At 69.8% G+C, this 23545-nt stretch carries 19 protein-coding genes; 7 read left to right on the top strand and 12 right to left on the bottom strand.

The window, feature by feature from the left end:
• Positions 1 to 92: 92 nt before the first annotated feature.
• A complete protein-coding gene (locus N1032_RS08255; protein WP_259538545.1) occupies positions 93 to 1433 on the top strand; it encodes a cell wall-binding repeat-containing protein in 1341 nt (446 codons plus the stop codon).
• Between the two features lie 570 nt (positions 1434 to 2003).
• Positions 2004 to 2786 (top strand): hypothetical protein, encoded by a 783-nt coding sequence (locus N1032_RS08260; RefSeq protein ID WP_259538546.1) that lies wholly within the window; start codon positions 2004 to 2006, stop codon positions 2784 to 2786.
• Between the two features lie 37 nt (positions 2787 to 2823).
• Here the strand turns inward: N1032_RS08260 and N1032_RS08265 are convergent, their stop codons facing one another.
• The 4 genes from N1032_RS08265 to N1032_RS08280 form a co-directional block, all read right to left on the bottom strand.
• The gene (locus tag N1032_RS08265) at positions 2824 to 3825 is read right to left on the bottom strand and encodes a LacI family DNA-binding transcriptional regulator (protein WP_259538547.1); all 1002 of its coding nucleotides are present in this window, start codon (positions 3823 to 3825) and stop codon (positions 2824 to 2826) included.
• 4 nt (positions 3826 to 3829) lie between these two features.
• Entirely contained in the window at positions 3830 to 4720 is an 891-nt protein-coding gene (locus N1032_RS08270) for a carbohydrate ABC transporter permease (protein WP_259538548.1), read from the bottom strand.
• Entirely contained in the window at positions 4720 to 5649 is a 930-nt protein-coding gene (locus N1032_RS08275) for a carbohydrate ABC transporter permease (protein ID WP_259538549.1), read from the bottom strand. Before N1032_RS08275 ends, N1032_RS08270 begins: the two co-directional genes overlap by 1 nt.
• Positions 5650 to 5741: 92 nt before the next feature.
• Positions 5742 to 7040: an extracellular solute-binding protein gene (locus tag N1032_RS08280; RefSeq protein WP_259538550.1), complete on the bottom strand. Its 1299-nt coding sequence runs from the start codon at positions 7038 to 7040 to the stop codon at positions 5742 to 5744.
• A 207-nt stretch (positions 7041 to 7247) separates the two neighbouring features.
• Between N1032_RS08280 and N1032_RS08285 the strand changes: the two genes are divergently transcribed.
• Both N1032_RS08285 and N1032_RS08290 read left to right on the top strand, forming a co-directional pair.
• On the top strand, positions 7248 to 9272 hold the full coding sequence (locus N1032_RS08285) for a beta-galactosidase (RefSeq protein ID WP_259538551.1): 2025 nt from the start codon (positions 7248 to 7250) through the stop codon (positions 9270 to 9272).
• A 118-nt stretch (positions 9273 to 9390) separates the two neighbouring features.
• Positions 9391 to 10419 (top strand): aldo/keto reductase, encoded by a 1029-nt coding sequence (locus tag N1032_RS08290; protein WP_259538552.1) that lies wholly within the window; start codon positions 9391 to 9393, stop codon positions 10417 to 10419.
• A gap of 30 nt (positions 10420 to 10449) precedes the next feature.
• On the opposite strand, the gene N1032_RS08295 is transcribed toward N1032_RS08290, so the two are convergent.
• A complete protein-coding gene (locus N1032_RS08295) occupies positions 10450 to 11460 on the bottom strand; it encodes a LacI family DNA-binding transcriptional regulator (RefSeq protein WP_259538553.1) in 1011 nt (336 codons plus the stop codon).
• Between the two features lie 67 nt (positions 11461 to 11527).
• On the opposite strand from N1032_RS08295, the gene N1032_RS28285 reads away from it, so the two are divergent.
• Complete coding sequence (locus N1032_RS28285; protein ID WP_310795932.1) at positions 11528 to 12721, top strand: epoxide hydrolase family protein; 1194 nt, start codon at positions 11528 to 11530, stop codon at positions 12719 to 12721.
• 288 nt (positions 12722 to 13009) lie between these two features.
• On the top strand, positions 13010 to 13306 hold the full coding sequence (locus N1032_RS08305; protein WP_259538554.1) for a hypothetical protein: 297 nt from the start codon (positions 13010 to 13012) through the stop codon (positions 13304 to 13306).
• A gap of 30 nt (positions 13307 to 13336) precedes the next feature.
• Here the strand turns inward: N1032_RS08305 and N1032_RS08310 are convergent, their stop codons facing one another.
• The 6 genes from N1032_RS08310 to N1032_RS08335 form a co-directional block, all read right to left on the bottom strand.
• The gene (locus tag N1032_RS08310; RefSeq protein WP_259538555.1) at positions 13337 to 14026 is read right to left on the bottom strand and encodes a DUF4190 domain-containing protein; all 690 of its coding nucleotides are present in this window, start codon (positions 14024 to 14026) and stop codon (positions 13337 to 13339) included.
• A gap of 90 nt (positions 14027 to 14116) precedes the next feature.
• The gene (locus N1032_RS08315) at positions 14117 to 15772 is read right to left on the bottom strand and encodes an ABC-F family ATP-binding cassette domain-containing protein (RefSeq protein WP_259538556.1); all 1656 of its coding nucleotides are present in this window, start codon (positions 15770 to 15772) and stop codon (positions 14117 to 14119) included.
• A 94-nt stretch (positions 15773 to 15866) separates the two neighbouring features.
• Entirely contained in the window at positions 15867 to 16676 is an 810-nt protein-coding gene (locus tag N1032_RS08320; RefSeq protein WP_259538557.1) for a methyltransferase domain-containing protein, read from the bottom strand.
• Entirely contained in the window at positions 16673 to 18631 is a 1959-nt protein-coding gene (locus N1032_RS08325; protein ID WP_259538558.1) for a hypothetical protein, read from the bottom strand. Before N1032_RS08325 ends, N1032_RS08320 begins: the two co-directional genes overlap by 4 nt.
• An 88-nt stretch (positions 18632 to 18719) precedes the next feature.
• Positions 18720 to 20471 (bottom strand): ABC1 kinase family protein, encoded by a 1752-nt coding sequence (locus N1032_RS08330; RefSeq protein ID WP_259538559.1) that lies wholly within the window; start codon positions 20469 to 20471, stop codon positions 18720 to 18722.
• Between the two features lie 5 nt (positions 20472 to 20476).
• On the bottom strand, positions 20477 to 21076 hold the full coding sequence (locus N1032_RS08335; protein ID WP_259538560.1) for a PadR family transcriptional regulator: 600 nt from the start codon (positions 21074 to 21076) through the stop codon (positions 20477 to 20479).
• A 172-nt stretch (positions 21077 to 21248) separates the two neighbouring features.
• Here N1032_RS08335 and N1032_RS08340 point away from each other — a divergent pair, with 172 nt between their 5' ends.
• The gene (locus N1032_RS08340; protein ID WP_259538561.1) at positions 21249 to 23009 is read left to right on the top strand and encodes an MFS transporter; all 1761 of its coding nucleotides are present in this window, start codon (positions 21249 to 21251) and stop codon (positions 23007 to 23009) included.
• Here N1032_RS08340 and N1032_RS08345 read toward each other — a convergent pair.
• Positions 22996 to 23481: a 6,7-dimethyl-8-ribityllumazine synthase gene (locus N1032_RS08345; RefSeq protein WP_259538562.1), complete on the bottom strand. Its 486-nt coding sequence runs from the start codon at positions 23479 to 23481 to the stop codon at positions 22996 to 22998. The genes N1032_RS08340 and N1032_RS08345 overlap by 14 nt on opposite strands.
• Positions 23482 to 23545 lie beyond the last annotated feature (64 nt).

The raw sequence follows: 23545 nt of genomic DNA on the forward strand, positions 1-23545 counted from the left end.
GGGCGCGTGCCGGTGGGTAGAAAGTACTCATAACGTCACGACCCGGATCGCTGGCACGATCGAGCTTCGCCGTTCACGAGAAAGCTCATTCCATGCCCTCTGGCCGATCCCGCCTGTTGTCGAGTTGCATCGCCGCTGCCGCGCTCGTCGCGGGAGCCGTGGCTCCCGCCGCCGTCACGTCGGCGTCGGCCGCAGCCGCAGCCGTAGCCGTAGCCGCAGCCGCAGCCGCAGAGGGGCTTGTTCCCGCTCCCGTCTGCCCGCAAGAACAGGCGATCGTCGGGTTCCCCATCACCCCGAAGAATTTCATCGAGCGCCCACCCGTGGGGCTGCCTTACACGATCTCCCTCTCCGGCGCGCTGCCCGACGGCCTGCGCGTCGTCTCCCAACCGAACGCCCCTGTCGCGCTCGGCGTGCCCACGACGTCGCAGAGATCGACCTTCACCGTCGTCGCGGTGTTCCGGAAGGGCGACGGCACGACCGAGACGTCGTCGACGGATTGCACGACGGTCGTCCAGCCGTCTCCGGTTGTGAACCGCATCGCGGGCATCGATCGTTACGACCAGAGCGTCGAGGTCTCGCGGGCCGGATTCTCGGCGGCATCCGTGGTCTACCTCGCCAGCGGCGAGAAATTCGCCGACGCGCTCAGTGCGTCGGCGGTGGCCGCCGAGCATCACGCGCCGCTGCTGCTGACTCCGGCCGCCGGCATCTCCTCGGGAGTGATCGGCGAGATCGCGCGACTGAAGCCCGCCGATGTCGTCGTCGTCGGCGGTCCCGCTTCCGTGTCCCCGGCGGCGCTCAGCCAGCTCGGCACGGCGACCGCGGCGACGATCACCCGCATCGACGGAGCGGATCGTTACGCGGTCTCGCGCAACCTCATCGCCCATCCGGCGTTCGGCATCCCTCGTGCCGACGACGTCTACCTGGCCACGGGGGCGAACTTCCCCGACGCCTTGACCGCGTCGCCCGCGGCCGCGCAGTCCGGTGCTCCGGTGCTGCTCGTGAACGGCGCCGAGAGCAGCCTGACCGGGGAGGAGTCGTCGACACTCGCGCGTCTGGGGGCCGAGAACGCCTTCATCGTCGGCGGTGAGAACTCCGTCAGCAAAGCGCTCCAGACGCAGCTCGAGACCTCGTACACGACGACCCGATTCGGCGGTGCCGATCGGTTCGAGGTCAGCCACACCGTGAACGACGCCGTGTTCCCGGCAGCAGACGACGTCTATCTCGCCAGCGGCACGGCGTTCGCCGACGCGCTCAGCGGCGGGGTGGTCGCGGGGCTGGCGGGCGATCCGCTCTACCTGACGCGCCAGACCTGCATCGACGCCGGGGCTGCCTCCGGTATCGGCCGACTGCTGCCGCATTCGTTGTTCGTCTTGGGAGGCACTGCGACCCTCGACGGCGAGATCGACGCGCTCACGATCTGTCCGGCCGAGTAGTGCCGGTGACCGCTTCATACGACGTCGTCGCCTTCCACCGCACCACGGAGCCGGTCGGCTCGCTGCGCGTGATCGCCGACTCCTCCGGTGTGCTGGCGCTCGTGCGCGCCGAGGCGCGATTCGGCGGCAACTTCGACGACCCCGACGATCACACCCGGTCGTGGTACTCCTACAGCGTCGAGTGGTGCCGATCGGGCACCATCTACCCCGGAGGCCTGCGCTCGAGCGACCTCGAAGCGACGTGTGCCGCCGTCGCCGCCTGGGAGAACAGCGTCGATGCCGATCGACGAGCGCTGATCGACGACTACCGGATCGCTGCGGAAGCGTGCCGAGCTGGCCGCGGCGGAGGCGGTTCGAGACGACCCCGATGGGGACTACGACCGTGCAACGGTCTCGCAGAAGCGTGCGCTGCACTTCCTGGCCGAGAAGCAACATCTCGCCGGTCGCCTTCGCGACGCCCTCGACGCGGCAGGACTGCCCCAGACGCATCGAGTCGCCGACACCGGCGTCGCGCACGCCCGGGATGTTCCGCCACCGGCGCCGGATCGTCATGCGGCAGATCGTCAGGCGGTGGATCGTCAGGCGGTGGATCGCCGGGCGGTGCTCGACGAGGCTGTCGACGTGATCAACCGCAACGGGGTGCTGCTCGGCATCCGGCCGTCACTGCTCTCGACGGTGGCGGCCAAACTGCATCGCTCCGAACGCGAGGTGTCGTCGCTCTGGCCCAGCTCCGAGGCCATGCGCGGTGACATCCTGCTCGCGCTGGCACGGGAGGGCCTCTACAATCGCGCCGACGATGCGACGCTGATCTCCACCTGGAACTTCCTCGCGTCGCACGCATCCGACCTGGCGACCGGCGACGGTCGCCGCGACGTGCTGACGAGACTCATCGCTCTGGTCGCCCAACACAATTTCGAAGCGGTCACCACCTCGATGCCCTGGCGCAATTACGTGGTCTGCTCCGTCGGCGCTGCGGAGAGCGAGGCGCTCAGCGAGACGCTGACAGCTGAACTCCGGCGGTCGGAGAACTCCTTCCTCACCCACATGGCTCATTTCTACGAGAACGTGCTCGGTCAGATCGGGTTCCGGCTCAACGACCGTCTGCGACACAACCACCGGGCGTTCGCCGTCAGCATGGCCGCCGTGATCGAGGGCCTGGGAATCGTGCGGCGAAGTGTTCCCGACATCCTCGCGGCGACCTACGGCGGAGCCGATGACGCCGATCTCTCGATCGCCTCCCTTCTCGTCACCGTGCTGCTCGACGGCCTGATCGAAGAAGACCCGCATTACGACGCAGAAGCGGCGATCCGCCGGCTGACCGAGGGACTCGAATTCGAGAGCGTCGAGCCCTGACGCTCGAGCCGATGGCCTGCTACGAGCCCGGTCGCGATCACGCACTCCCCCGCACCACGAGCGACGTCGGCAGCGTGATGGCCGACGGCTCCTCACCGCCGATGAGTTCCATCAGCACTCGCACCATTTCCGAACTGATGCGCGGAAACGGCTGCCGCACGGTCGTGAGCTCCGGGGTCGAGCGCGTCGCGAAGTCGTTGTCGTCGAAACCGGCGACCGCGACATCCGTCGGCACCTGGCGGCCGGCCGCCTGGAGCGCCTCGATGGCTCCGACGGCCATCGCGTCGTTGGCGGCGAAGACCGCGTCGATCGCCGGCTCACGGGCGAGCAACGTTCGCAACGCCGCCGCCCCGCCCGCGACCGTGTAGTCGCCCTCCACCACGAGCGCCGGGTCGAACCGCGAGGCCAGCACGCGCCGGTAGCCCTCGAGGCGCGCGATCCCGCCCGGGGTGTCGGGCGGCCCCGCGATGGTCGCGATGCGTCGACGGCCCTGCGCCACGAGGTACTGCACCACCGACACCGCACCGTGCGCGTCGTCGGCCGAGACGCTGCCGATGCGGCCCTCGAAGCCGCCCACCGGCATGCCGCACGACACGATCGGCACCTGCGCGTCGAGCAGCCGCCGCACGAGCGGGTTGCCGCCCGACGAGGTGAACGCGAGCAGCACCCCGTCGACGTGGCCTGCCGAGATGTAGGACATCGCCCGCGCCTGCTCCGCGGCATCCCCCGCCATGATCAGCACACTCGACACGTCGCGATCGGCGAGCGCCTGCGTCGTGCCGCGCACGAGCGCCGCGAAGTTGGGGTCTTCGAACAGCACCTGTTGCGTCTCGGTGAGCAGGAAGGCGACCGAGTTCGACTTGCTCATGGCGAGGTTGCGGGCGTGCGGGTTCACCCGGTAGCCGGTCGACCGGATGGCGGCCTCCACCGCGACCCGGGCCTCGGGGCTGACCCAGTTCTTGCCGTTGAGCACCCGCGACACCGTGCCGCTCGAGACACCCGCCACCACGGCGACGTCGCGGATGGTGGGGCGCTTCACACCCTCACGCCTTCACGGCGCCGGCGCCCAGGTCGACCTTCCAGAAACGCTGCAGCACGAGGAACAACGCCACCAGCGGGATGATCGACAGCAGCGCCCCCGTCACCACGAGCGAGTAGAGCGCGGGCACGCTCGACCCCTGGTTGAGCAGTCCGTTGAGGCCCACCGTGATGGGGTAGAGCGAGTCGTTGCCCAGCATGATGTAGGGCAGCATGAAGTTGTTCCAGATGCCGACGAACTGGAACAGAAAGATCGTCACCAGCGCGGGCGACATCATCGGGATGGCGATGCGCCAGAAGATGCGGAAGTCGCCGGCCCCGTCGGTGCGGGCCGCCTCGATCACATCGGTCGGCACCGAGGCCGACGTGTAGATGCGGGCGAGGTAGATGCCGTAGGGGCTCACGATCTGCGGCAGCAGCACGGCCCAGTAGGTGTTGGTGAGCCCGATCTGCGCGAGCAGGAAGTACTGCGGGATGGCCAGGATGACGCCAGGCACGAGCACGCCGGCGAGCAGCACGGTGAACACCGTCGCCTTGCCCTTGAACTCGTACTTGGCGAGCGCGAATCCGGCGAGCGACGACACGACGGTCGAGAGCAGGGCGCCGACACCGGCATACAACGCGGTGTTGAGCATCCAGCGCCAGTAGAGACCGCCGCGGTACTGCGTGAGCTCGACGATGTTGTCCCACAGGTGGGTGCTCGGCACGAAGGTGTTCGTGGTGAAGAGCTCGCCGCCGTCTTTGGTGCTCGCGAAGAGCACCCACACGATCGGCAGCAGGCAGTAGAGCGCGCCGATCAGCAGCACCGCGGTCGAGAAGAAGCTCGACCGCTCGCGCGGCGAGACGGTGATCGCTCGCGAGGGGCGGGTACGGGCGCTGACGAGCGTGGCGGCCATCAGTTCTCACCTCCGAAGGCGCGGCGCTGAACGACGCGAAGGAACAGGAAGGACAGGGCGAAGATGGCGACCGCGATGATGATGCTCGTCGCCGACGCCGAATAGACGTCGTTGCGGGTGAAGGCGTCGCGGTAGACCGTCATCAACGGCGTGAAGGTCGACGAGATCGAGTTGCTGAGCGGCTTCAGGGTCACCGGCTCGGCGAACACCTGCAGCGTGGCGATGATCGAGAAGATCGCGGTCATGATGAGCGACGGCATGATGATCGGGATCTTGATGCGCAGAGCGACCTGCACCTCGCTGGCCCCGTCGAGCTTGGCCGCCTCGTAGATGTCGGTGGGAATCGCCTTGAGCGACGTGTACATCACCACCATGTTGAAGCCGACGCCGCCCCAGAGCGCGATGTTCGCGATGGCCACGATCACCGCGTCACCCGACAGCAGGTCGGGCAGCGTGATGCCGAACCGGTTCGCGATGTCGAAGAACGGGCTCACCGACGGCAGGAACAGAAAGCCCCACAGCAGCGACGAGATGACCGCCGGCACGGCATAGGGAAGGAAGATCGTGACCCGCGAGAAGCCCTTGGCCCTCGTGCGCTTCGAGTCGAGCAGAAGCGCGAACAGCAGGGCGAGGCCGAGCATGGTGGGGATGAGGATGAGGCCGTAGACACCGACCCGGGCGACGCTGGCGAGGAAGTCGGCGTCGGTGAGGGCCGAGACGTAGTTCTCGAGGCCGGCGAACACGGTCGAGCGGCCGCCCGAACCAAGGCCGAGCCCCTTCACCTGCGACTTCTGAAAGCTCAGCACGAGCGTGTAGACGATCGGCGCGGCGAAGAAGAGCACGAACAGCACGATCGCAGGAAAGAGCATCAGCCACGGTGTGGCGAGGCCCCGGCGCGCTCCGGGCCGGCGGGTGGTGACTGTGGTCATGGATCGTCTCCTCAGGACGTCGAACGAGTGGGAGGTCACGCGGCGGCGTCACGGATGCGAGGGGCCGGGCGAACCCGGCCCCTCGGCTACCGCTACTTCGTGGTGAAGCCGCTGTCTTCGAGGTCAGCGAGCGTGACCTTCTGCATCTGCTCGACCGCCGCGGCGAACTGGGCCGCGGACTTCGACTCGGCCGCCTTGCCGAACTCGTCGTTGAACGCGCTGTAGGCGACGTTCACGTTCGGTCCGTAGGTGAAGGGCTGCACCGTGTCGGCGATCTCGGCCGCGGTCTCGTAGAAGTCGGGCTGGTTGCTGAAGAACTCGAACGGGGTCTTCAGGGCATCCGCCGACTCGACGGTGTCGGCCGGGTAGAGGCCGCTGACGCTGACCAGCTGGTCGACCGCGTCTTTCGACGTGTTCAGCCAGGTCGAGAACTCCACCGCGGCGTCGACGTTCTTCGACTGCGACGACACGGCGAGCGCCGAACCGCCCCAGTTGCCGGTGGCGGGAGCCGAGGCATCCCACTGCGGCAGCGGTGCCATGCGCCACTTGCCCGCGGTGTCGGGGGCGTTGCCGGCGAGCACGCCGGGCGCCCAGACCGAGCTGACCCAGCCGATCTGGCTGCCGTCGTTCAGGGCGGCGTTCCATTCCGGGGTGTACTGCGGCTTGTTGTCGATCACTCCCGACTCCACCAGGCCGCCCCAGTAGTCGGCGACCTTCTTCACCGGGTCGGAGTCGATGTCGACGCTCCAGGCGCCGTCGTCCGACGACCACCAGGATGCGCCGGCCTGCTGCGTGAGGCCCGCGAACTGTCCCGGGTCGATCGACGAGAAGGTGCCGAGGTATTTCGTGGGGTCGGAGTCGTGCACGGTCTTGGCGACCTGGGCGTATTCGTCCCACGTGGTGGGAACCGACAGGCCCATCTGGTCGAAGATGTCTTCGCGGTAGTAGAACATCATCGGCCCGGAGTCCTGCGGGATGGCGTAGACACCGTCGGTGCCGAGGGTGACCGACGACCAGACGCCGTCGCTGAACTTCGACTTCGTGTCATCCGCGACCTTGTCGGAGATGTCGATGATGGCGTCGGAGGCGAGCAGCGTCGGGATCTTCTGGTATTCGGCCTGCATGAGGTCGGGAGCGCCGTTGCCGGCCTGGATGGCGGTCAGGAACTTCGTGACCGCGGGCTCACCGGCGTCGGTCTTGACGTAGGTGACGTGGATGTCGGGGTGGCTCTCGTTCCACGAGTCCACGACCTTCTCCATGTTGGGCGCCCAGCCCCAGTAGGTGAGCTCGACCGGGCCGCTGGAGCCCGACGACGAGCCTGAGCATCCCGTGAGTGCGAGCGCGGTGATCGCGATCGTGGCCGCGATTCCCGCGCGGGTTGTGCTGCGCATGTTCCTCCTCGTTGAGTGCCGACGCGGGTGCGCCGGTGAACTGTTGGTGCTCGGTCCGCGGTGAAAATCTGCGGCACGGCGAATGTAACCGGTTTTAGTCGGTATTGCAATCATGCACCTGCAATGCCCAGGCCGGCTTGCAATTCCGGTCGTGGTGCCGTCAATATGACCTGTAACCGCAAACAGTTCTTGTGCCAGGAGTAGCCCATGACGTCCATTCCCGTTCGCGTCGCCGACGAGACGACCCCTTCGCCGCACGCCTCGGGGGCGAGCGCTTCGGGCTGGATCCCCGGCACCACGCGCATCGCCTTCGGCGGCGACTACAACCCCGAGCAGTGGCCTCGCGAGGTGTGGCTCGAGGATGTCGCGTTGATGCGCGAGATCGGGGTCGACCTGGTGAGCATCGGCATCTTCTCGTGGGCCCTGCTCGAGCCGCGCGAGGGCGAGTTCGACTTCGGCTGGCTCGACGACGTGATCGAGCTGCTGCACGAGAACGGCATCGGCGTCGACCTCGGCACCCCCACGGCCTCACCCCCGGCCTGGTTCTTCGCGAAGCATCCGGAGGCCCACCCCGTGACGCGCGACGGCATCCGGCTCGGCTTCGGCTCGCGGGGCATGGCGAGCCCCAGCTCCCCCGCCTACGCGGCCGCCTGCGAGCGCATCGCGTCGGCACTCGGCGAGCGCTACGGCACGCATCCCGCGGTGAAGTTGTGGCACGTGCACAACGAATACGGCGCTCCGATCTCGGAGAGCTACGACGACGACTCGGTGGCGGCGTTCCGGGTGTGGCTCGAGGAGCGCTACGGCTCGCTCGACGCGCTCAACGCGGCGTGGGGCACCACGTTCTGGGGCCAGCACTACGGCGAGTGGAGCGAGATCGACGCCCCGCGCACGACGCCGGCGGTGGTGAATCCGGCGCAGCGGCTCGACTTCGCGCGATTCTCGAACGCCGCCATCCTCGCGTGCTTCGTGCGGGAGCGCGACATCCTGCACCGGCTCTCGCCCGGCATCCCGGTGACCACCAATTTCATGGCGACGAACTGCCTCGCCATGGACTACTGGAGCTGGGCCCGCGAGGTCGACATCGTGTCGAACGACCACTACCTGGTGGCCGAGCGCGACGACCGGCACATCCATCTCGCGCTCGACGCCGACCTCGTGCGATCGCTCGCCGGCGGCAAGCCGTGGCTGCTGATGGAGCACTCGACCTCGGCGGTCAACTGGCAGCCGCGCAATCTGCGCAAGCAGCCCGGCGAGCTGGTGCGCAACAGCATGCAGCACTTCGCGCGCGGTGCCGACGGCATCCTGTTCTTCCAGTGGCGGGCCTCGCGGTTCGGTGCCGAGAAGTTCCATTCGGCGATGCTGCCGCACGCGGGGGCGCAGTCGAGGGTGTTCGAAGAACTCGCCTCGCTCGGCGGCACGCTCGACGGTGTGGCCGACGCCCTGGGCAGCACCGTCACGGCTCGGGTCGCGATTCTCTGGGACTGGGAGTCGTTCTGGGCGCAGGACGCCGAGATGCTGCCGAGCATCGAGCTCAACCACCGCCGTCAGATCGAGACCTACTACTCGCGTCTCTGGCACGACGGCGTGACGGTGGACTTCGCGCATCCGTCGCACGACCTCTCGGGCTACGACCTCGTGATCGCCCCGTCGCTCTATGCGCTGTCGCTGACGGATGCCGCCCGGCTCGAGTCGTTCGTCGAGGCCGGTGGCGTGTTCGTGGCCGGGTACTTCTCGGGCATCGTCGACGGCACGGGCACCGTGCACGAGGGCCCGATGCCCGGTGCCCTGCGCAGGCTGCTCGGCGCCTCGGTGCAGGAATTCGCGCCGCTCCGCGCCGACGAGCAGGTGTCGCTGTCGAACGGCGTGCGCGGCTCGCGCTGGACCGACGACGTGCGACTCGAAGGAGCCGACGCGGTGGCCGTCTACGAGACCGGCCCGGTCGCCGGCGGCCCCGCGATCACGCGGAATCGCGTGGGGCTGGGGTCGGCCTGGTATGTGTCGACGGATGTCTCGGTCGACGACCTGCGCTCCGTGCTCGCCGGGGCCTACGCCGATGCCGGCATCGTTCCGGCGCCGGCCGACCTCGACGGCGTCGAAGGGGTCACCCGGCACGCGGCCGACGGCCGCACGTTCACGACCTGGATCAATCACACGGCGCACGACGCGACCCTGCCGTCGGGCGCGGAGCTGGCCGCGGGCGCCGTGACGGTCGAGCGGGGGCAGGAGTAATTCGGGCCGGGCGACCCGGGCCGGGGGCGAGCGGGGCTGGGTGCTGGGACCGCGACTGGGTTGACCGAGCCGAGTCCGGCGAGAGCCGACCCGCGTCGCGCGCGCTAGCGTGGGAGCCATGACAGATCTTCGCCAGGCCAAGCCCTTCGGGCGCACCGGATTCGACGTCACCCCGCTCGCCCTCGGTACCTCGTCGTGGGGTCAGCTGCGGCCCGGTGAGTCGGGCGACGAGCGCGACGCCCGCATCCTCGAGGTCGCCGATGCGTTCTTCGCGGGGGCGCTCGAGACCGACCTGCTCGACACCTCGAACATGTACGGACCGACGGATTCCGGGCACCTCTCCGAGCTCTTCGTCGGGCGAGCGCTCGCCACGACGCGGGCCTCGGTCGGTGGCGAGGGCGCGGCATCCGGAGCGTCATCGGCAACCGGCTCGGCGCTCGATCGGCTCGTGGTGCAGACCAAGCTCGACCGGGACGTCGAGACCGACGACTTCAGCGGCGCCCGCATGTGGCGCTCGATCGAGGAGTCGTTGCCGCGCCTGGGCGTCGACCGGGTCGACGTGCTCTACCTGCACGACCCCGAAGTGGCGGGCTTCGAGGCCGTGATGGAGCCGGGTGGGGCCGTCGAGGCACTGGTGGCGATGAAGCAACAGGGCATCGCGGCATCCATCGGCATCTCGGGCGGGCCGGTCGGCATGCTGCAGCGTTTCGTCGAGACCGACATCTTCGACGCGCTCGTCACGCACAACCGCTGGACCGTGCTCGACCGTTCGGCGAGCGACCTGTTCGATGCGGCGGCGGCGCGATCGGTGGGCGTGTCGAACGCGGCGCCCTACGGCGGTGGCGTGCTCACCGGGCGGGCGGAGTCGGCCGGGAGCTACGGTTACCGGCCCATCCGGCCCGAGATGGCGGCCGCGCTCGAGCGGTTGCGCGCGATCTGCGACCGCTACGGCATCGCGATGAGCGCGGCGGCGCTCGGGTTCAGCCTGCGCGAGCCGCGCGTGCACACCACCATCGTCGGCGCCTCGTCGATGAGCAGCTGGACGCGGGCGGTGGCGGATGCGACGGCGGCGGCTGCGATCCCCGAGGAGGCGTGGGCCGAGATCGACGCCCTCACCGAGGGCGTTCCGGCGCACGACGCGGAGTAGCGGCGGCGGGCTGCACGGGCGAGCCCGCGGTCAGGCCGAGCCGCGCACCACGAGCGAGGTCGGCAGAGTGATGTTCGCGGGCTCCTCGCCGCCGATTATGTCGGTGAGAAGGCGCACCATCTCCGAGCTGATGCGCTCGAACGGCTGGTGCACGGTGGTCAGCTGTGGGTCGGTCTGCAGGGCGATGACGTTGTCGTCGAAGCCGGCGACGGCGACCTGCCCCGGAACATCCACCCCGGCCGCCTCGAGGGCGTCGATGGCACCGGCGGCCATGGCGTCGTTGCCGGCGAAGACCGCGTCGAACGGGATGCCGCGGGCCAGCAGTTCGCGGGCGGCCCGAGCGCCGCTCGCACGCGAGTAGTCGCCGTGCACGACGAGCCGTTCGTCGGCCTCGCCACCGAGGGCGCTGCGGTAGCCGTCGAGCCGGCTCGACCCGCCGTAGAGGTCGAGCGGACCGGTGATGGTGGCGATGTGCTTGCGCCCGGCGTCGCGCAGATAGCGCACCATCGCGACCGTGCCGGAGCGGTCGTCGGCCGAGACGCTGCCGAGTCGGCCCTCGAACCCGGTCGGCAGGCCGCAGGCGACGATCGGCACGTGGCTCTGCACCAGCGCTTCGATCAGCGGCTCGCCGGCGGTCGACGAGAACCCGAGTAGCACGCCGTCGACGTGGCCGGCCGAGATGTAGGCGAGCGCGCGGTCCTGCTCGGCGGCGTCGCCCGCCATGATCAGCACCGAATACATGTCGCGGGCGGCGAGCGCCTCACTCGTGCCCCGCACGAGGCGGGCGAAGTTGGGGTCTTCGAAGAGCACCTGCTGCGTCTCGGTGAGCAGGAACGCCACGGTGTTCGACTTGCTCATCGCGAGATTGCGGGCGTGTGGGTTCACTCGGTAGCCGGTGCGCTTGATGGCCGCGTCGACGGCTGCCCGCGCCTCGGGACTCACCCAGTTCTTGCCGTTGAGCACTCGCGAGACGGTGCCGCTCGAGACCTTGGCGGCCGTCGCGACGTCGCGAATCGTGGGCCTCTTGGGCGCGGGATCCATGGCCACAGTGTAGCGACGCCCCCGACACCGCCCGGCGCGCCGCGGCCGACGATCGTAGGCTGGGGGCATGCCGGATGCCGCGTTCCGCCCCGAACCCTTCACAGCGCGTGCCGATCCGGCGGCGCTCGACGACCTGCGGCGCCGCCTGCGCGCGACCCGGTGGCCCGACGTGCTCGACGCTGCCGCCACGGGCGACGCCGGCGGCTGGGCGCTCGGCGCCGACGTCGCCTACCTGCGCGAACTCGTCGACTACTGGGCGAACGAGTTCGACTGGCCGGCGCAGGAGGCGGCACTCGCGCGACTACCGAGGTTCCGGGCCGTCGTCGGTGGCCGCGGCATCCATTTCGTTCAGGCCAAGGCGGCCGCAGGGTCGCACCGGCCACTGCCGTTGCTGCTCAGCCACGGCTGGCCCGACTCGTTCTGGCGCTATTCGAAGGTCGTGCCGCTGCTGACCGACCCGGCTGCGCACGGCGCCGACCCGGCCGACGCCTTCGATGTGATCGTGCCCGACATGCCGGGCTTCGGCTACTCCGATCGCCCCACCGACCACGCGCTCAACTCGATCGAGGTGGCGGCGCTCTGGGCCGAGCTGATGACCGGGCTCGGCCACGACCGGTTCTTCGCCGCCGGTGGTGACATCGGCAGCCACGTCAGCCGCTACCTCGCGCTCGACCACCCCGACCGGGTGATCGCCGTGCACCGAATGGATGCCGGCATTCCGACCTTCTCCGGCGACCCGTCCGGTCTCGCTCCGGCCGAACGCGCGGCCCTCGACGCGGCCGCCGCCTGGGGCGCGACGGAGGGCGCCTACGCGGCCATGCACCGCACCAAACCGCAGACCGCCGCGGTCGGGCTCACCGACTCCCCCGCCGGGCTTGCGGCCTGGATCGTCGAGAAGCTGCGCTCGTGGAGCGACCTCGGGCCCTCGGGCGACCTCGAGAGCGTCTACGCGCGCGACGAGGTGCTGACCGATGTCACCCTCTACTGGCTCACCGAGACGATCGGCTCGTCGATGCGCATGTACAACGCCAACGCCGCCATCCCGCCCGCCCAGCTCGCGCGCCGGGTGGAGGTGCCGAGCGGATTCTCGCTGTTCCCCGGCGACCTGCTGCAGCCACCGCGCGAATGGCTCGACCGCACAGCGAACACCGTGAGCGTCACGCATCCCGCCCGCGGCGGCCACTTCGCGCCGTTCGAGCAGCCCGAGCTCTACGCCGAGGAGTTGCGCGCGTTCTTCCGCCCGTTCCGCGCGGCGGCCTGACCGCGGGTCACTCGCCCGGATGAGCCCGCGACTTCCCTGAGGCCCCACCTCGGGCGGCGCGTATCTTCGGTGCTGCGCAGCCCTTGCGTGGTAGGCGATTACTCATAACGGTCACCGCGCCTCACGCCCGAACATGGCCTAATGAGTAACTGCTCGTCGCGATGAGAAAGGACACGTTGAGATGACCTACACCGCCAGGGTCACGCGCGAGGGCAAGTGGTGGATGATCTCCATTCCCGAGATCGATGGGCTCACGCAGGCACGCAGGCTCAGAGCGAGGCGCACCTCATGGCGCAGGAGTACATCGCGGTCGCCCTCGGCACTCCTCGCGATCGGGTGGAAGTCGATCTCGTGATCGATGCGGTCGGCGATGTCGACGTCGAGGCGCGACTCTCCCAGATCGCCCGAACCAAAGATGAAGCGGCAGCGCTCGAGCAGCAGGCCAGGGCGGAGACCGTGGCTCTTGCGCGCTCACTCGCCGCCGAACACGTGCCGGTGCGCGATATCGGCGCGATGCTTAAGGTGTCATTCCAACGCGCCCATCAGCTTCTGCATGACGGCGAGCACACCAAACGCGCGTCGTGAGCTCAGGCTCGAGCCCGCGACATCCTGGCCCTACTCGAGCAGCTCGGTGCCACTGGCCGTGCAGCTCGCGGTGGCATAGGCGCCCGTGCTCGTCTGCTCGATGAGGAGCTTGCCGTCGAGGATGATGCGGCAGGTCACGTCGCCGCCCTCGGGGCCGCTGGTGGCGGTGAGCGTGTAGCTGTTGTACGTCGAAGCGCCGCCGATCGTGACATCGAGGTCTTGTTCGAAGGGCAGGCGTTCGCTCGCGTGCTCCTGCGTGGCCGAGATGCCGCCGGTGTAGGTGGTGTAGCTGATGGTCGCCGACGGGGCCGTGCCCTCGACCTGGTAGATCAGGTCGACCTCGGCGTTCTCGTCGAGCTGCTGGTCGATGGTCTGCGCGAGACCGCCGAAGAACACGAACGTGTAGACGATCGCCAGCACGACCGAGAGGATGAGCGCCAGCACGCTGAGCACCAGGCCGGTGATCGCGGCACCCTTCGGCCGCCTCGCGAGCACGAGTGCGATGATGCCGAGCACGATTCCCACCACCGCGATGAACCCCGCCGCGTAGTTGAAGAGCGGGATGAACGCACCGACGAACGCGACGATGCCCACGATCAGGGCGGCCAGTCCGAGCCCGTTGCGAGGCTTCGAGGAGGGCTGCGCCAGCGGGGGCGGGGGCCGGTAACCGGGAGGAGGTGGCGGGGGCTGGTATCCAGGAGGCGGCGGCGAACTGCTCATACTCGATGATGGCAGAACCCGAGGGGTCAGACCGAGGGGTCAGACCGAGGGCCCAGCCCGAGCGGTCAGACCGACCGCTCAGCCGACACCTCAGATCTCGACAACGCGCCCGCCCGCCACCTGCCACTGCCGATTCAGCCGCACCGTCGACAGCATGCGCCGATCGTGGGTGACGAGCAGCAGCGTGCCCTCGTAGGACTCCAGCGCCTGCTCGAGCTGCTCGATCGCCACCAGGTCGAGGTGGTTCGTCGGCTCGTCGAGCACCAGCAGGTTCACACCCCGCGCCTGCAGCAGCGCGAGACCGGCCCGCGTGCGCTCCCCCGGCGACAGCTCGTCGACCGGGCGCCCCACGTGATCGGCCTTGAGCCCGAACTTCGCCAGCAGCGTGCGCACCTCGGCCACCGGCCACGTCGGCACCTGCGCCTCGAAACTGGCCGCGAGCGTCGCCGTGCCCGCCAGCACCGCCCGCGCCTGATCGATCTCGCCGATCGCCACCGACGTTCCCACCGACGCCGTGCCCGACGACGGCGTCACCCGCCCGAGCAGCAGCCGCAGCAACGTCGACTTGCCCGCGCCGTTCGGGCCCGTGATGCCGATGCGATCGCCCTGGTTCACCTGCAGCGACACCGGCCCGAGCGTGAACGATCCCTGCGTCACCACGGCGGCCGACAGCGTCGACACCACCGACGACGACCGCGGCGCCGCACCGATCGTGAACTGCAGCTGCCACTCCTTGCGCGGCTCCTCGACCTCGTCGAGCCGTGCGATGCGGCTCTCCATCTGCCGCACCTTCTGCGCCTGCTTCTCGCTCGACTCCGCCGAGGCCTTGCGCCGGATCTTGTCGTTGTCGGGCGCCTTCTTCATCGCGTTGCGCACCCCCTGGCTCGACCACTCGCGCTGCGTGCGCGCCCGAGCCACGAGGTCGGCCTTCTTGTCCGCGAACTCGTCGTACTCCTCGCGAGCGTGCCGCCGAGCGGTCTCGCGCTCCTCGAGAAAGGCGTCATAGCCCCCGCCGTAGACGCGATTCGTACCCTGGGCGAGGTCGAGTTCGAGCACCCGCGTGACGCTCCGCGCCAAGAACTCGCGGTCATGACTGACGAGCACGACCCCACCGCGCAGACCCCGGATGAACCCCTCCAACCGCTCGAGCCCATCGAGATCGAGGTCGTTGGTGGGCTCGTCGAGCAGCACGATGTCGAACCGCGACAGCAGCAGCGCCGCCAGTCCGACGCGCGCCGCCTGCCCACCCGAGAGCGAGGTCATCAGAGCATCGGATGCCACCCCCAACCCGAGCTCGGCGAGCACCACCGGCAGTCGTTCCTCCAGATCCGCGGCGCCGCTCGCCAGCCACCGCTCGAGCGCCGCCGAGTAGACGTCGGCCGGGTCGGGGGCTCCGGATGCCACGGGTGAGGTGTCGCCGAGCGCCGCGGCCGCGGCATCCATGTCGATCGTGGCGAGGGTGGTGCCGGTGCGTCGCCCGACGTAGTCGGCCACCGTCTCGCCCGGCACCCGCTCGTGCTCCTGCGGCAGCCAGCCGATGAACGCGTCGGCGGGGGCGAGCGCGACACTTCCGTCGAGCGGCGCGTCGATGCCGGCCAGGATGCGCAGCAGCGTCGACTTGCCGGCCCCGTTGGCGCCCACCACGCCCACGACGTCACCCGGCGCGACGACGAGATCGAGATCGCTGAACAGGGTGCGGTGGTCGTGGCCCCCGGCGAGGCCCTTGGCGACGAGTGTTGCGGTCATGCCTCAATGCTCTCGCATCGCCGGCGGGCTCTCACGCACCGAGCCGAGCGCCCGCAGCCTGCAAGATAGGTCGCGGGTGGTCAGTCACGGGCGGTCAGCGCGGCCGATGCGCGCCGAGCCGCAGCTGCAGAAAGCGCAGCACGTGGTCCGACCCCGTGACGCGCCCGTACGCATCCGTCACCCGGGCCAGGAACTCGTCGCGACGCTCCGCCGGCAGCCGGTCGGTGTAGGCGGTGAAGCCCAGCGCGCACCAGGCGCGGAAGGCGTCGGCACTGCCGAAGTCCCAGGCGAGGTCGCGCTCGGTCAGATCGTCGACCTCGAGCCCGGCGGCCCCCGCGATGTCGCGCCACTCACCCCGCGTGCGATGCACGTGCGGCGGCTCGAACCCCTCGAAGAACGCCGCGAACCCGCCGGCGTCTCGGCCCTCGGCCCCTGTGCCGACACCGGTGGAGACACCGGTGGCGACTCCGAAGGCCACGTCCTCGATCGACGGCCGCTCCCCCTCGGGCACGAACTGGCACACCACCCCGGCGCCCGGCCGCACGGCGTCGTGCAGCCGGGTGAGCGCGGCGACCGAGTCGGGCACCCAGTGCAGCGCGTTGAGCGACACGGCGAGGTCGAACGGGTCGTCGGCGACGAACGTGGTGACATCGCCCTCGACGAAGTCGACCCCCGGATGCCGCCCCTCCCGCGCCCGGGCGATCATCAACGGCGACGGATCGAACCCCACCACCGCCGCCACGGGCGGCAGCTCGGCGATCAGCCGTGTGACGAACCCCTCACCGCACCCCGCGTCGACCACCCGCGCCCCGGCGGGCGGCGTGAGTTCGGCGACGAACCGCCGCCCGACGTCGTGCTGCAGGGTGGCGATCTCGGCGTACTTCGCGCCGTCCCAGTCGGTCATCGCGCCCGCCCGGGACGCCGGCGAGCGCCTCGCGGCAGCAGCAGCGCGCCCCCGAGCGCAAGCATCAGTGCGCTCACTGCGGCGATGGGGAGGGTGACGACGCCCGTTGCCGCGAGCGTTCGCCCGCCCTGGCCGGTCGACCCGGCGGCTCCGGCGCCGGTACCCGCGGCGGGATCGATCGGCACCACCCCCGGTGGGGTCGACTCACCGGGGTCCGAGTAGGCGACCGGGCGGATCGGCACGAGGATGACGAACCCGTCGGCCTCCGCTCCGGCGCTCGTCGAGCCGGAGTACTCGAGCGCGATGGCCGACGAGGTCGAATCACCGGCGCCGCCACCTCCGCCTCCCGCCGAACCACTGCTGTGCCGACCGCCTTGACCGCCGTGCGTGATTCCGGCTCCCCCGCCTCCGCCGCCCGACTCGAAGGTGATCGGATCATCGGCCCTCTGCCCATCGGCGCCGTCGGCGTCGCTGTTGGACGCCGCCGCCCCGCCGGCACCACCCGCCGCGAGATCGAAGTCGACGGATCGGCCGGTTCCGCCGGCCGTCGCGGTGGGCGCACCCGCGCCGCGACTCGTCGTTCCGCCGGCACCCCCGGCGTCGGCCACCGAGCCGCCACCGGCGCCTCCGCCACCCGCCGCACCGAGCAGCGGTGTGCCGCCGGTCTCCTGCAGGATCGTCGATCCGCCGCCGCCCCCGCCGTCGCCGGCTCCCGGGGTGGTCGTCACGGCACCGTCGCCGCCTTTGGTCCAGCCGACCGACCCGCCCAGGCCGGTGGCCGTGCACGCCACGATCATCTGGAGCTGCGAGTTCGGGGTCACCGGTACGATGCCGGTGACGATCGCGCCGCCGCCTCCCTGGCCGCCTTCGGAAGCGTTCGCGCCCCCGCCACCCTGAACGATGGCGAAGAGGGAGGTGGTCTCGCCGTCGGTGTCGAAGTCCTGCGTGCCGGTCTGGCAGCCGTAGAGCGAGGCGCGGGAGAGGAAGAACCACACCGCACCGGGCGAATCGACGACGGGTGCCTGGCTGAACCTCCAGCCCAGCACGGTGGTGTGCTGCTGCGACGTGTCGACGAATGACGTGCCACCTCCGCCGCCACCGGCCGGCGAGTAGGTCGTCGATCCGGAATCGCCGGTCAAGCCGCCCGCCGTGCCGGCGCTGCCACCCAGCACGCCCCCGCCACCACCACCGCTGCCCGGCAGATACACGGTGCCGGCGTCGGTGCTGTCGTAGTCGACCGACGTCGCGGTCTCGCCGAACGACGAGGTCCAGCTGCTGCCGGCCGACCCGGCGGCACCGCCCGACCCCGCTGAACCCTCCAGGTTCGCCACACCGACATAACCGGACTCTCCGCCACTCGCCGGCAACCCGCCGTCGCCGCCGTCGCCCGGGCTGACGGGAGGATCTCCGGAGCCGTCGTCGTTGAAGGAGCTCGCGCCGGCTCCACCCCCACCACCGGCCTGAGCGAGGATGTTGCCGTGGTCGTCGATCAACGCGGTCGAACCGCCGCCCCCTCCTCCGGGTAGGGCGCTCTGGCCGCCTCCTTCTGCGGGCGACCATCCGCCGTTCCCGCCCCCGGATTCTCCGGCCCCGCCCACACCCGACGACGCTCCGGCGGAGCCGATCGTCATGCCGAACGGCGAGTCGGAGGACACGAAGGTCACGACCGTCATTCCGCCGGCTCCGCCCTGCCCGTCGGCAGTGCTCGCGCCTGACCCTCCGAGCAGCACGGCGGTGACCTCGCCGCTCGGAAGCACGATACTTGCGCCGTCCTGCGGTCCCTGCACGCACCATCCGGCCGTGTTCAGATCGTCGCAGGAGCCCGAGCCGACGTCGGCGGCCGCCACGCCGGCTACTGCACGGGCGCCTGGGGCTGCCACCGCACTTTGGGGCATCACCGTCACCAGCGCGCAGCCCATCAGCACTGCGCCCGTCACCATCGACAACCGACTCATCGCGTCTCCCCCGTGATCACCGCTCGGGCTCAGCTTACGATCGCCGACCTGTCGGCCGGGAGGGTGGGAAGCACCCCAGATCGGGGGTTCAGCGCGGGCGGCGCCCCGAGAACAGCGCGTGCAGCAGCGGCACCGCCGAGGCGATCATCAGCACCGTGCCGAACACGGTGTCGTCGGCCCGCAGCACCGCGCCGGCCACGAGCAGCGCCCCGAACAGCAGCGCCGACACCACGCGCCGCGCCACCCGTTCGAGCGACGACACCCGCCGCTCGAGCTCGGGGTTGCGGAAGCCGACCGACCCCTCCTCGATGCGCGTCACGAGGGCATCCAGCCGTTTCGGCAGACGCCAGGCGATGCCCACGTTCTCGATCGCCTGCGTGCCGAGATCCTGCACCACGTTGCCGCGTTCCTCGCGGATCAGCTGCTGCGCATACGGCTCCACCGAGTCCCAGAGGTTGAACGCCGGGTCGAGGGCACTGCACACCCCCGACGTGAGCGACAGCGCACGGATGACGAGCAAGAAGTTCTCGGGCAGCTGGAACGGCAACGACCGCACCACGTCGCCGAACTCCACCGCGAACTCGCGGAACTCCCGCGGATCCACCTCGCGCAGCTCGGCGAAACCCATGCCTCCGAAGCGGGCGAACAGCTGGGTCATGGCGCGCTCGAGCTCGCTCGTGTCGGCGGTCGGCAGCAGCACGCCCACCTCGCGTGCGGCCTCGACGAGCCCCTTGCCGTCGCGCGAGGCGGCGGCGATGAGCATCTTGCGCAGACCGCTGCGGGTCGATGCGCCCACTTCGCCCATCATGCCGAAGTCGATGAAGGTGAGTTTCCAGGGGCGGGCGACGGATGCCTCGGCGGCGTCCTCCCCGAGCGCGGCGGCCGCGGCATCCGGAGCCGACGGCGTCACGAAGATGTTGCCCGGATGCGGGTCGGCGTGGAAGAACCCGTTCGTGAAGAGCTGGTCGAACATGACGGCGGCGAACACCGGGGCCACGTCGACCGGGTCGATGCCGGCCGCGAGCAGGGCTGCGGCATCGGTGATCTTGATCGCCGTGACGTCTTCGAGCGTGAGCACGCGGCGGGTGGTGCGCTCCCACACCACCTCGGGCACGGCCACACGGTCGTCGCCCGCGAAGTCGCCGGCGAAGCGCACCGAGCTCGCGGCCTCGTGCAGGTAGTCGATCTCTTCGAGGCTCGTCACCGCGAACTCCTCGACGAGCGCGGGGGCGTCGACCCGGGAGTAGACGAGCCGCACGTGGCTGAGCCATCCGCCCACCCGGCGAAGCGCGGCGAGGTCGACCGACACGATCGCGTCGATGCCGGGCCGCTGCACCTTGATCACCACACCCTCGAGACCGGTGTCGGCCGCATCGCCGGGTGAGAGCCGCGCCCGATGCGCCTGACCCAGGGATGCCGCGGCAACCGGCGTCTCGTCGACCCACGCGAACGCCCGCGAGAGCGGCATGCCCAGCTCGGCCTCGGCGAGCGCCCGGATCAACGGGAACGGCACCGCGGGCACCTCGTCTTGCAGCCCCTCGAGCTCTTTGGTGATCTCCGGCGGCAGCACGTCGAGGCGCGACGACATGAACTGCCCGACCTTGATCATCAGACCGCCGAGGTCGACGGCCAGAACGTGGAAACGGCGGGCGAAGCGCTGCATCCGCTTCGATCGCGTGCGCTCGGCCACCCGGGTGAGCCCGATGCGCGGCAGCAGCAGTTCATACCACCACGTGACCGCGAGGTTCCAGGCGGCGAACCGCAGAATGCGGCGGTAGCGCCCCCGGGCCTCGCGGTCGCTCGGAACCGAGTCGCCGCGATCAGGGCGAACGGATGTCACCCGGCTCAGTCCTGGGCGAGGATCGCGTAGAGCCGGCGGCGCGCGTCTTCGAGCTCGGCGACGGCCTGCTTGACCTGCTCGGGCGTGCCGGTGCGGCCCACCTGGGCCGCCGCCTGGGCGAGCTCGAAGCCGGCCTTGGGCAGGGCGGTGTGATCGCGCCGGTCGCCGTCGCCCGAACCGGAGCCCGCGCCCGTGCTGCTGCCGGTGCCGGTGCCGTTGCCGCCGAAATCGGATGCCCACGGCGCCGACGCCACCGCACTCGCCGCTTCGACGCGGCCGGTCTCGGTGAGCGCGTAGGTCTTGCGTCCGTTCGACTCCTCGGCACTCACGAGGCCCTCGTCGGCGAGCAGCTGCAGGGTCGGGTAAACCGAACCGGCGCTGGGCTTCCAGCTGCCGCCGCTGCGCTCCTCGATCTCGTGGATGATCTGGTAGCCGTGCATCGGCTGCTCGGCGAGCAGGGCGAGCACCGCGGCCCGCACGTCTCCGCGGCCCACACGGCTGCCCACCTTCTTCTCGAACCGGGCGCGGAACTGCTCCATCGCCTGCCAGATGCTGTCGGTGTTCATGCCGGTGCCGAATCCTCCGGCTGGGAATGAGTTGCCCATGATGCCCTCCGTTGTGAGTCGCGAACGATACTCAACGATATGGTGACGCGGCCGAGATCGGGGGCCCTCGATCGAGGTTGCAGCGAATCATCAGCAAGTGACGAGGGATATAGTTAGCAAAGGACAACTATGTGACCAGGTGCTCAACGGCGAGCCGGCATTGGAGGGAACAATGACGGAGAAAGCCGTGCGCGAACGCACCGGAATGTTCAACAAAGACCACCCGCGCTACAAGTGGATCGCGCTCAGCAACACCACCCTCGGCATCCTGATGGCCACCATCAACGGGTCGATCGTGCTGATCTCGCTGCCGGCGATCTTCACCGGCATCCAGCTCAACCCGCTCGAGCCGAGCAACGTGAGCTACCTGCTGTGGATGCTCATGGGCTACATCCTCGTCACCGCCGTGCTGGTGATGACCTTCGGGCGGCTCGGCGACATCTACGGCCGGGTGAGGATCTACAACCTCGGCTTCGTCATCTTCACGGTGTCGGCCATCGCCCTGGTCTTCGACCCCTTCCTCTCCGGTGCGGGCGCGCTCTGGTTGATCGCCTGGCGCGTCGTGCAGGCCGTCGGCGGGTCGATGATCGTCGCCAACTCGACCGCGATCCTCACCGACGCCTTCCCGGCGAACAAGCGCGGCATGGCGATCGGCATCAACCAGATCGCGGCGATCGCGGGCACGTTCCTCGGCCTCATCGTGGGAGGCCTTCTCGCCGCGCTGGACTGGCGTGCCATCTTCCTCGTGAGCGTGCCGTTCGGCATCCTCGGCACCATCTGGTCGTACAAGTCGCTGCATGAGGTAGGCACCACCAGCAAGGGCCGCATCGACTGGCCGGGCAACATCCTCTTCGCCGTCGGGCTCATCGCGCTGCTCACCGGCATCACCTACGGCATCCAGCCCTACGGCGACAGCTCGACCGGCTGGCTGAACCCGTGGGTTCTCGGCGCGATCATCGGCGGTCTGGTGGTGCTGGTGCTGTTCGTGCTGCTCGAACTGCGGGTGAAGGATCCGCTCTTCAACGTGCGGCTGTTCGCCAACCGCACCTTCGCCTGGGGCAACGTGGCGGGCCTGCTGGCCTCGATCAGTCGCGGCGGCCTGCAGTTCATGCTCATCATCTGGCTGCAGGGCATCTGGTTGCCGCTGCACGGCTACTCCTACGAGAGCACGCCGTTCTGGGCGGGCATCTACCTGCTGCCGCTCACCATCGGATTCCTCGTCTCGGGCCCCCTCTCGGGAACGCTCTCCGACCGCATCGGTGCCCGCACGCTCTCCACCATCGGCCTGCTTCTGGTGGCCGCCACCTTCGTGGCCCTGCTGCTCATCCCCGTGAACTTCGCCTACTGGGTCTTCGCCGTCATCACCTTCCTCAACGGCATCGGCTCGGGCATGTTCGCGGCGCCGAACCGCACCGCCATCATGAACTCGGTGCCCGCCACCGAGCGCGGCGCGGCCTCGGGCATGACCGGCACCTTCCAGAACGCGGGCAACTCGCTGTCGATCGGCATCTTCTTCTCACTGATGATCGCGGGCCTCGCATCCACCCTGCCGAACGCGCTGTTCTCGGGGCTCACCTCACACGGGGTGACCGCGGATGTCGCGGCTCAGGTGGCGGCGACGCCACCGGTCGGCAGCCTGTTCGCCGCCTTCCTCGGCTACAACCCGATCGAATCGATCCTCGGCCCCACCGGCGCGCTCGATGCGCTCCCCGCGGCCGACTCGGCGGCGCTCACCGGGCAGAGCTTCTTTCCGCAGCTCATCTCGGAGCCGTTCCATTCCGGCCTCGTGATCGTGTTCATCGCGGCGGCGGTGATGTCGGTCATCGGCGCGGTCGCGTCGATGCTGATGGGCGCGAAATACGTCTACACCGAGAGCACGCCGGCCGCGCCGCGGCCCGTGCCCGCGGTGGAGGGCGAGCTCAGCGACGTGTGAGCTGCGGGCCCGCCGGCACGCCCTTGGCCCGCTCGGCCAGGATGGCGGCGCATGACTGCGCGGCCTCACGGCCTTTGATCACGAAGTGGTCTTCGAAGAAGCGGACGTGCGCCTCGCTCTCCTGGAACTGGTGCGGCGTGAGAACGCCCGAGAGCACCGGCACGTCGTGGTCGAGTTGCACCCGCATCAGCCCGTCGAGCACGGTCGAGGCGACGAAATCGTGCCGGTAGATGCCCCCGTCGACCACGAAGGCGCAGCCCACGACCGCGGCGAAGTCACCTGAGCGGGCGAATCGCTGGGCCTGGAGCGGGATCTCGAGCGCCCCGGGCACCTCGGAGAGGTGAAGCAGCGCGGGGTCTCCCCCGAGTTCTGCCCAGGTGCCGGTGAACGAGTCGACGAACCTGTCGACGATGTTCGCGTGCCAACGCGCCACGACCAGGGCGACTCGTGCGTTCTCGGGTACCTGTGCCATGCGTTTCATCCCCATCGTTTCGACCCCCCGATTCTAGTCGGCTGGGTCAGTGTCAGGAGTGTCG

The organism is Herbiconiux daphne (assembly GCF_024979295.1).
GTDB lineage: Bacteria > Actinomycetota > Actinomycetes > Actinomycetales > Microbacteriaceae > Herbiconiux > Herbiconiux daphnes.

Bases quoted from the DNA above. Each gene is read 5' to 3' on its own strand.
- N1032_RS08255 (WP_259538545.1), top strand. From the start codon at position 93: ATGCCCTCTGGCCGATCCCGCCTGTTGTCGAGTTGCATCGCCGCTGCC.
- N1032_RS08270 (WP_259538548.1), bottom strand. From the start codon at position 4,720: ATGGCCGCCACGCTCGTCAGCGCCCGTACCCGCCCCTCGCGAGCGATC.
- N1032_RS08275 (WP_259538549.1), bottom strand. From the start codon at position 5,649: ATGACCACAGTCACCACCCGCCGGCCCGGAGCGCGCCGGGGCCTCGCC.
- N1032_RS08280 (WP_259538550.1), bottom strand. From the start codon at position 7,040: ATGCGCAGCACAACCCGCGCGGGAATCGCGGCCACGATCGCGATCACC.
- N1032_RS08285 (WP_259538551.1), top strand. From the start codon at position 7,248: ATGACGTCCATTCCCGTTCGCGTCGCCGACGAGACGACCCCTTCGCCG.
- N1032_RS08290 (WP_259538552.1), top strand. From the start codon at position 9,391: ATGACAGATCTTCGCCAGGCCAAGCCCTTCGGGCGCACCGGATTCGAC.
- N1032_RS08295 (WP_259538553.1), bottom strand. From the start codon at position 11,460: ATGGATCCCGCGCCCAAGAGGCCCACGATTCGCGACGTCGCGACGGCC.
- N1032_RS28285 (WP_310795932.1), top strand. From the start codon at position 11,528: ATGCCGGATGCCGCGTTCCGCCCCGAACCCTTCACAGCGCGTGCCGAT.
- N1032_RS08305 (WP_259538554.1), top strand. From the start codon at position 13,010: ATGGCGCAGGAGTACATCGCGGTCGCCCTCGGCACTCCTCGCGATCGG.
- N1032_RS08310 (WP_259538555.1), bottom strand. From the start codon at position 14,026: ATGAGCAGTTCGCCGCCGCCTCCTGGATACCAGCCCCCGCCACCTCCT.
- N1032_RS08315 (WP_259538556.1), bottom strand. From the start codon at position 15,772: ATGACCGCAACACTCGTCGCCAAGGGCCTCGCCGGGGGCCACGACCAC.
- N1032_RS08320 (WP_259538557.1), bottom strand. From the start codon at position 16,676: ATGACCGACTGGGACGGCGCGAAGTACGCCGAGATCGCCACCCTGCAG.
- N1032_RS08325 (WP_259538558.1), bottom strand. From the start codon at position 18,631: ATGAGTCGGTTGTCGATGGTGACGGGCGCAGTGCTGATGGGCTGCGCG.
- N1032_RS08335 (WP_259538560.1), bottom strand. From the start codon at position 21,076: ATGGGCAACTCATTCCCAGCCGGAGGATTCGGCACCGGCATGAACACC.
- N1032_RS08340 (WP_259538561.1), top strand. From the start codon at position 21,249: ATGACGGAGAAAGCCGTGCGCGAACGCACCGGAATGTTCAACAAAGAC.
- N1032_RS08345 (WP_259538562.1), bottom strand. From the start codon at position 23,481: ATGGCACAGGTACCCGAGAACGCACGAGTCGCCCTGGTCGTGGCGCGT.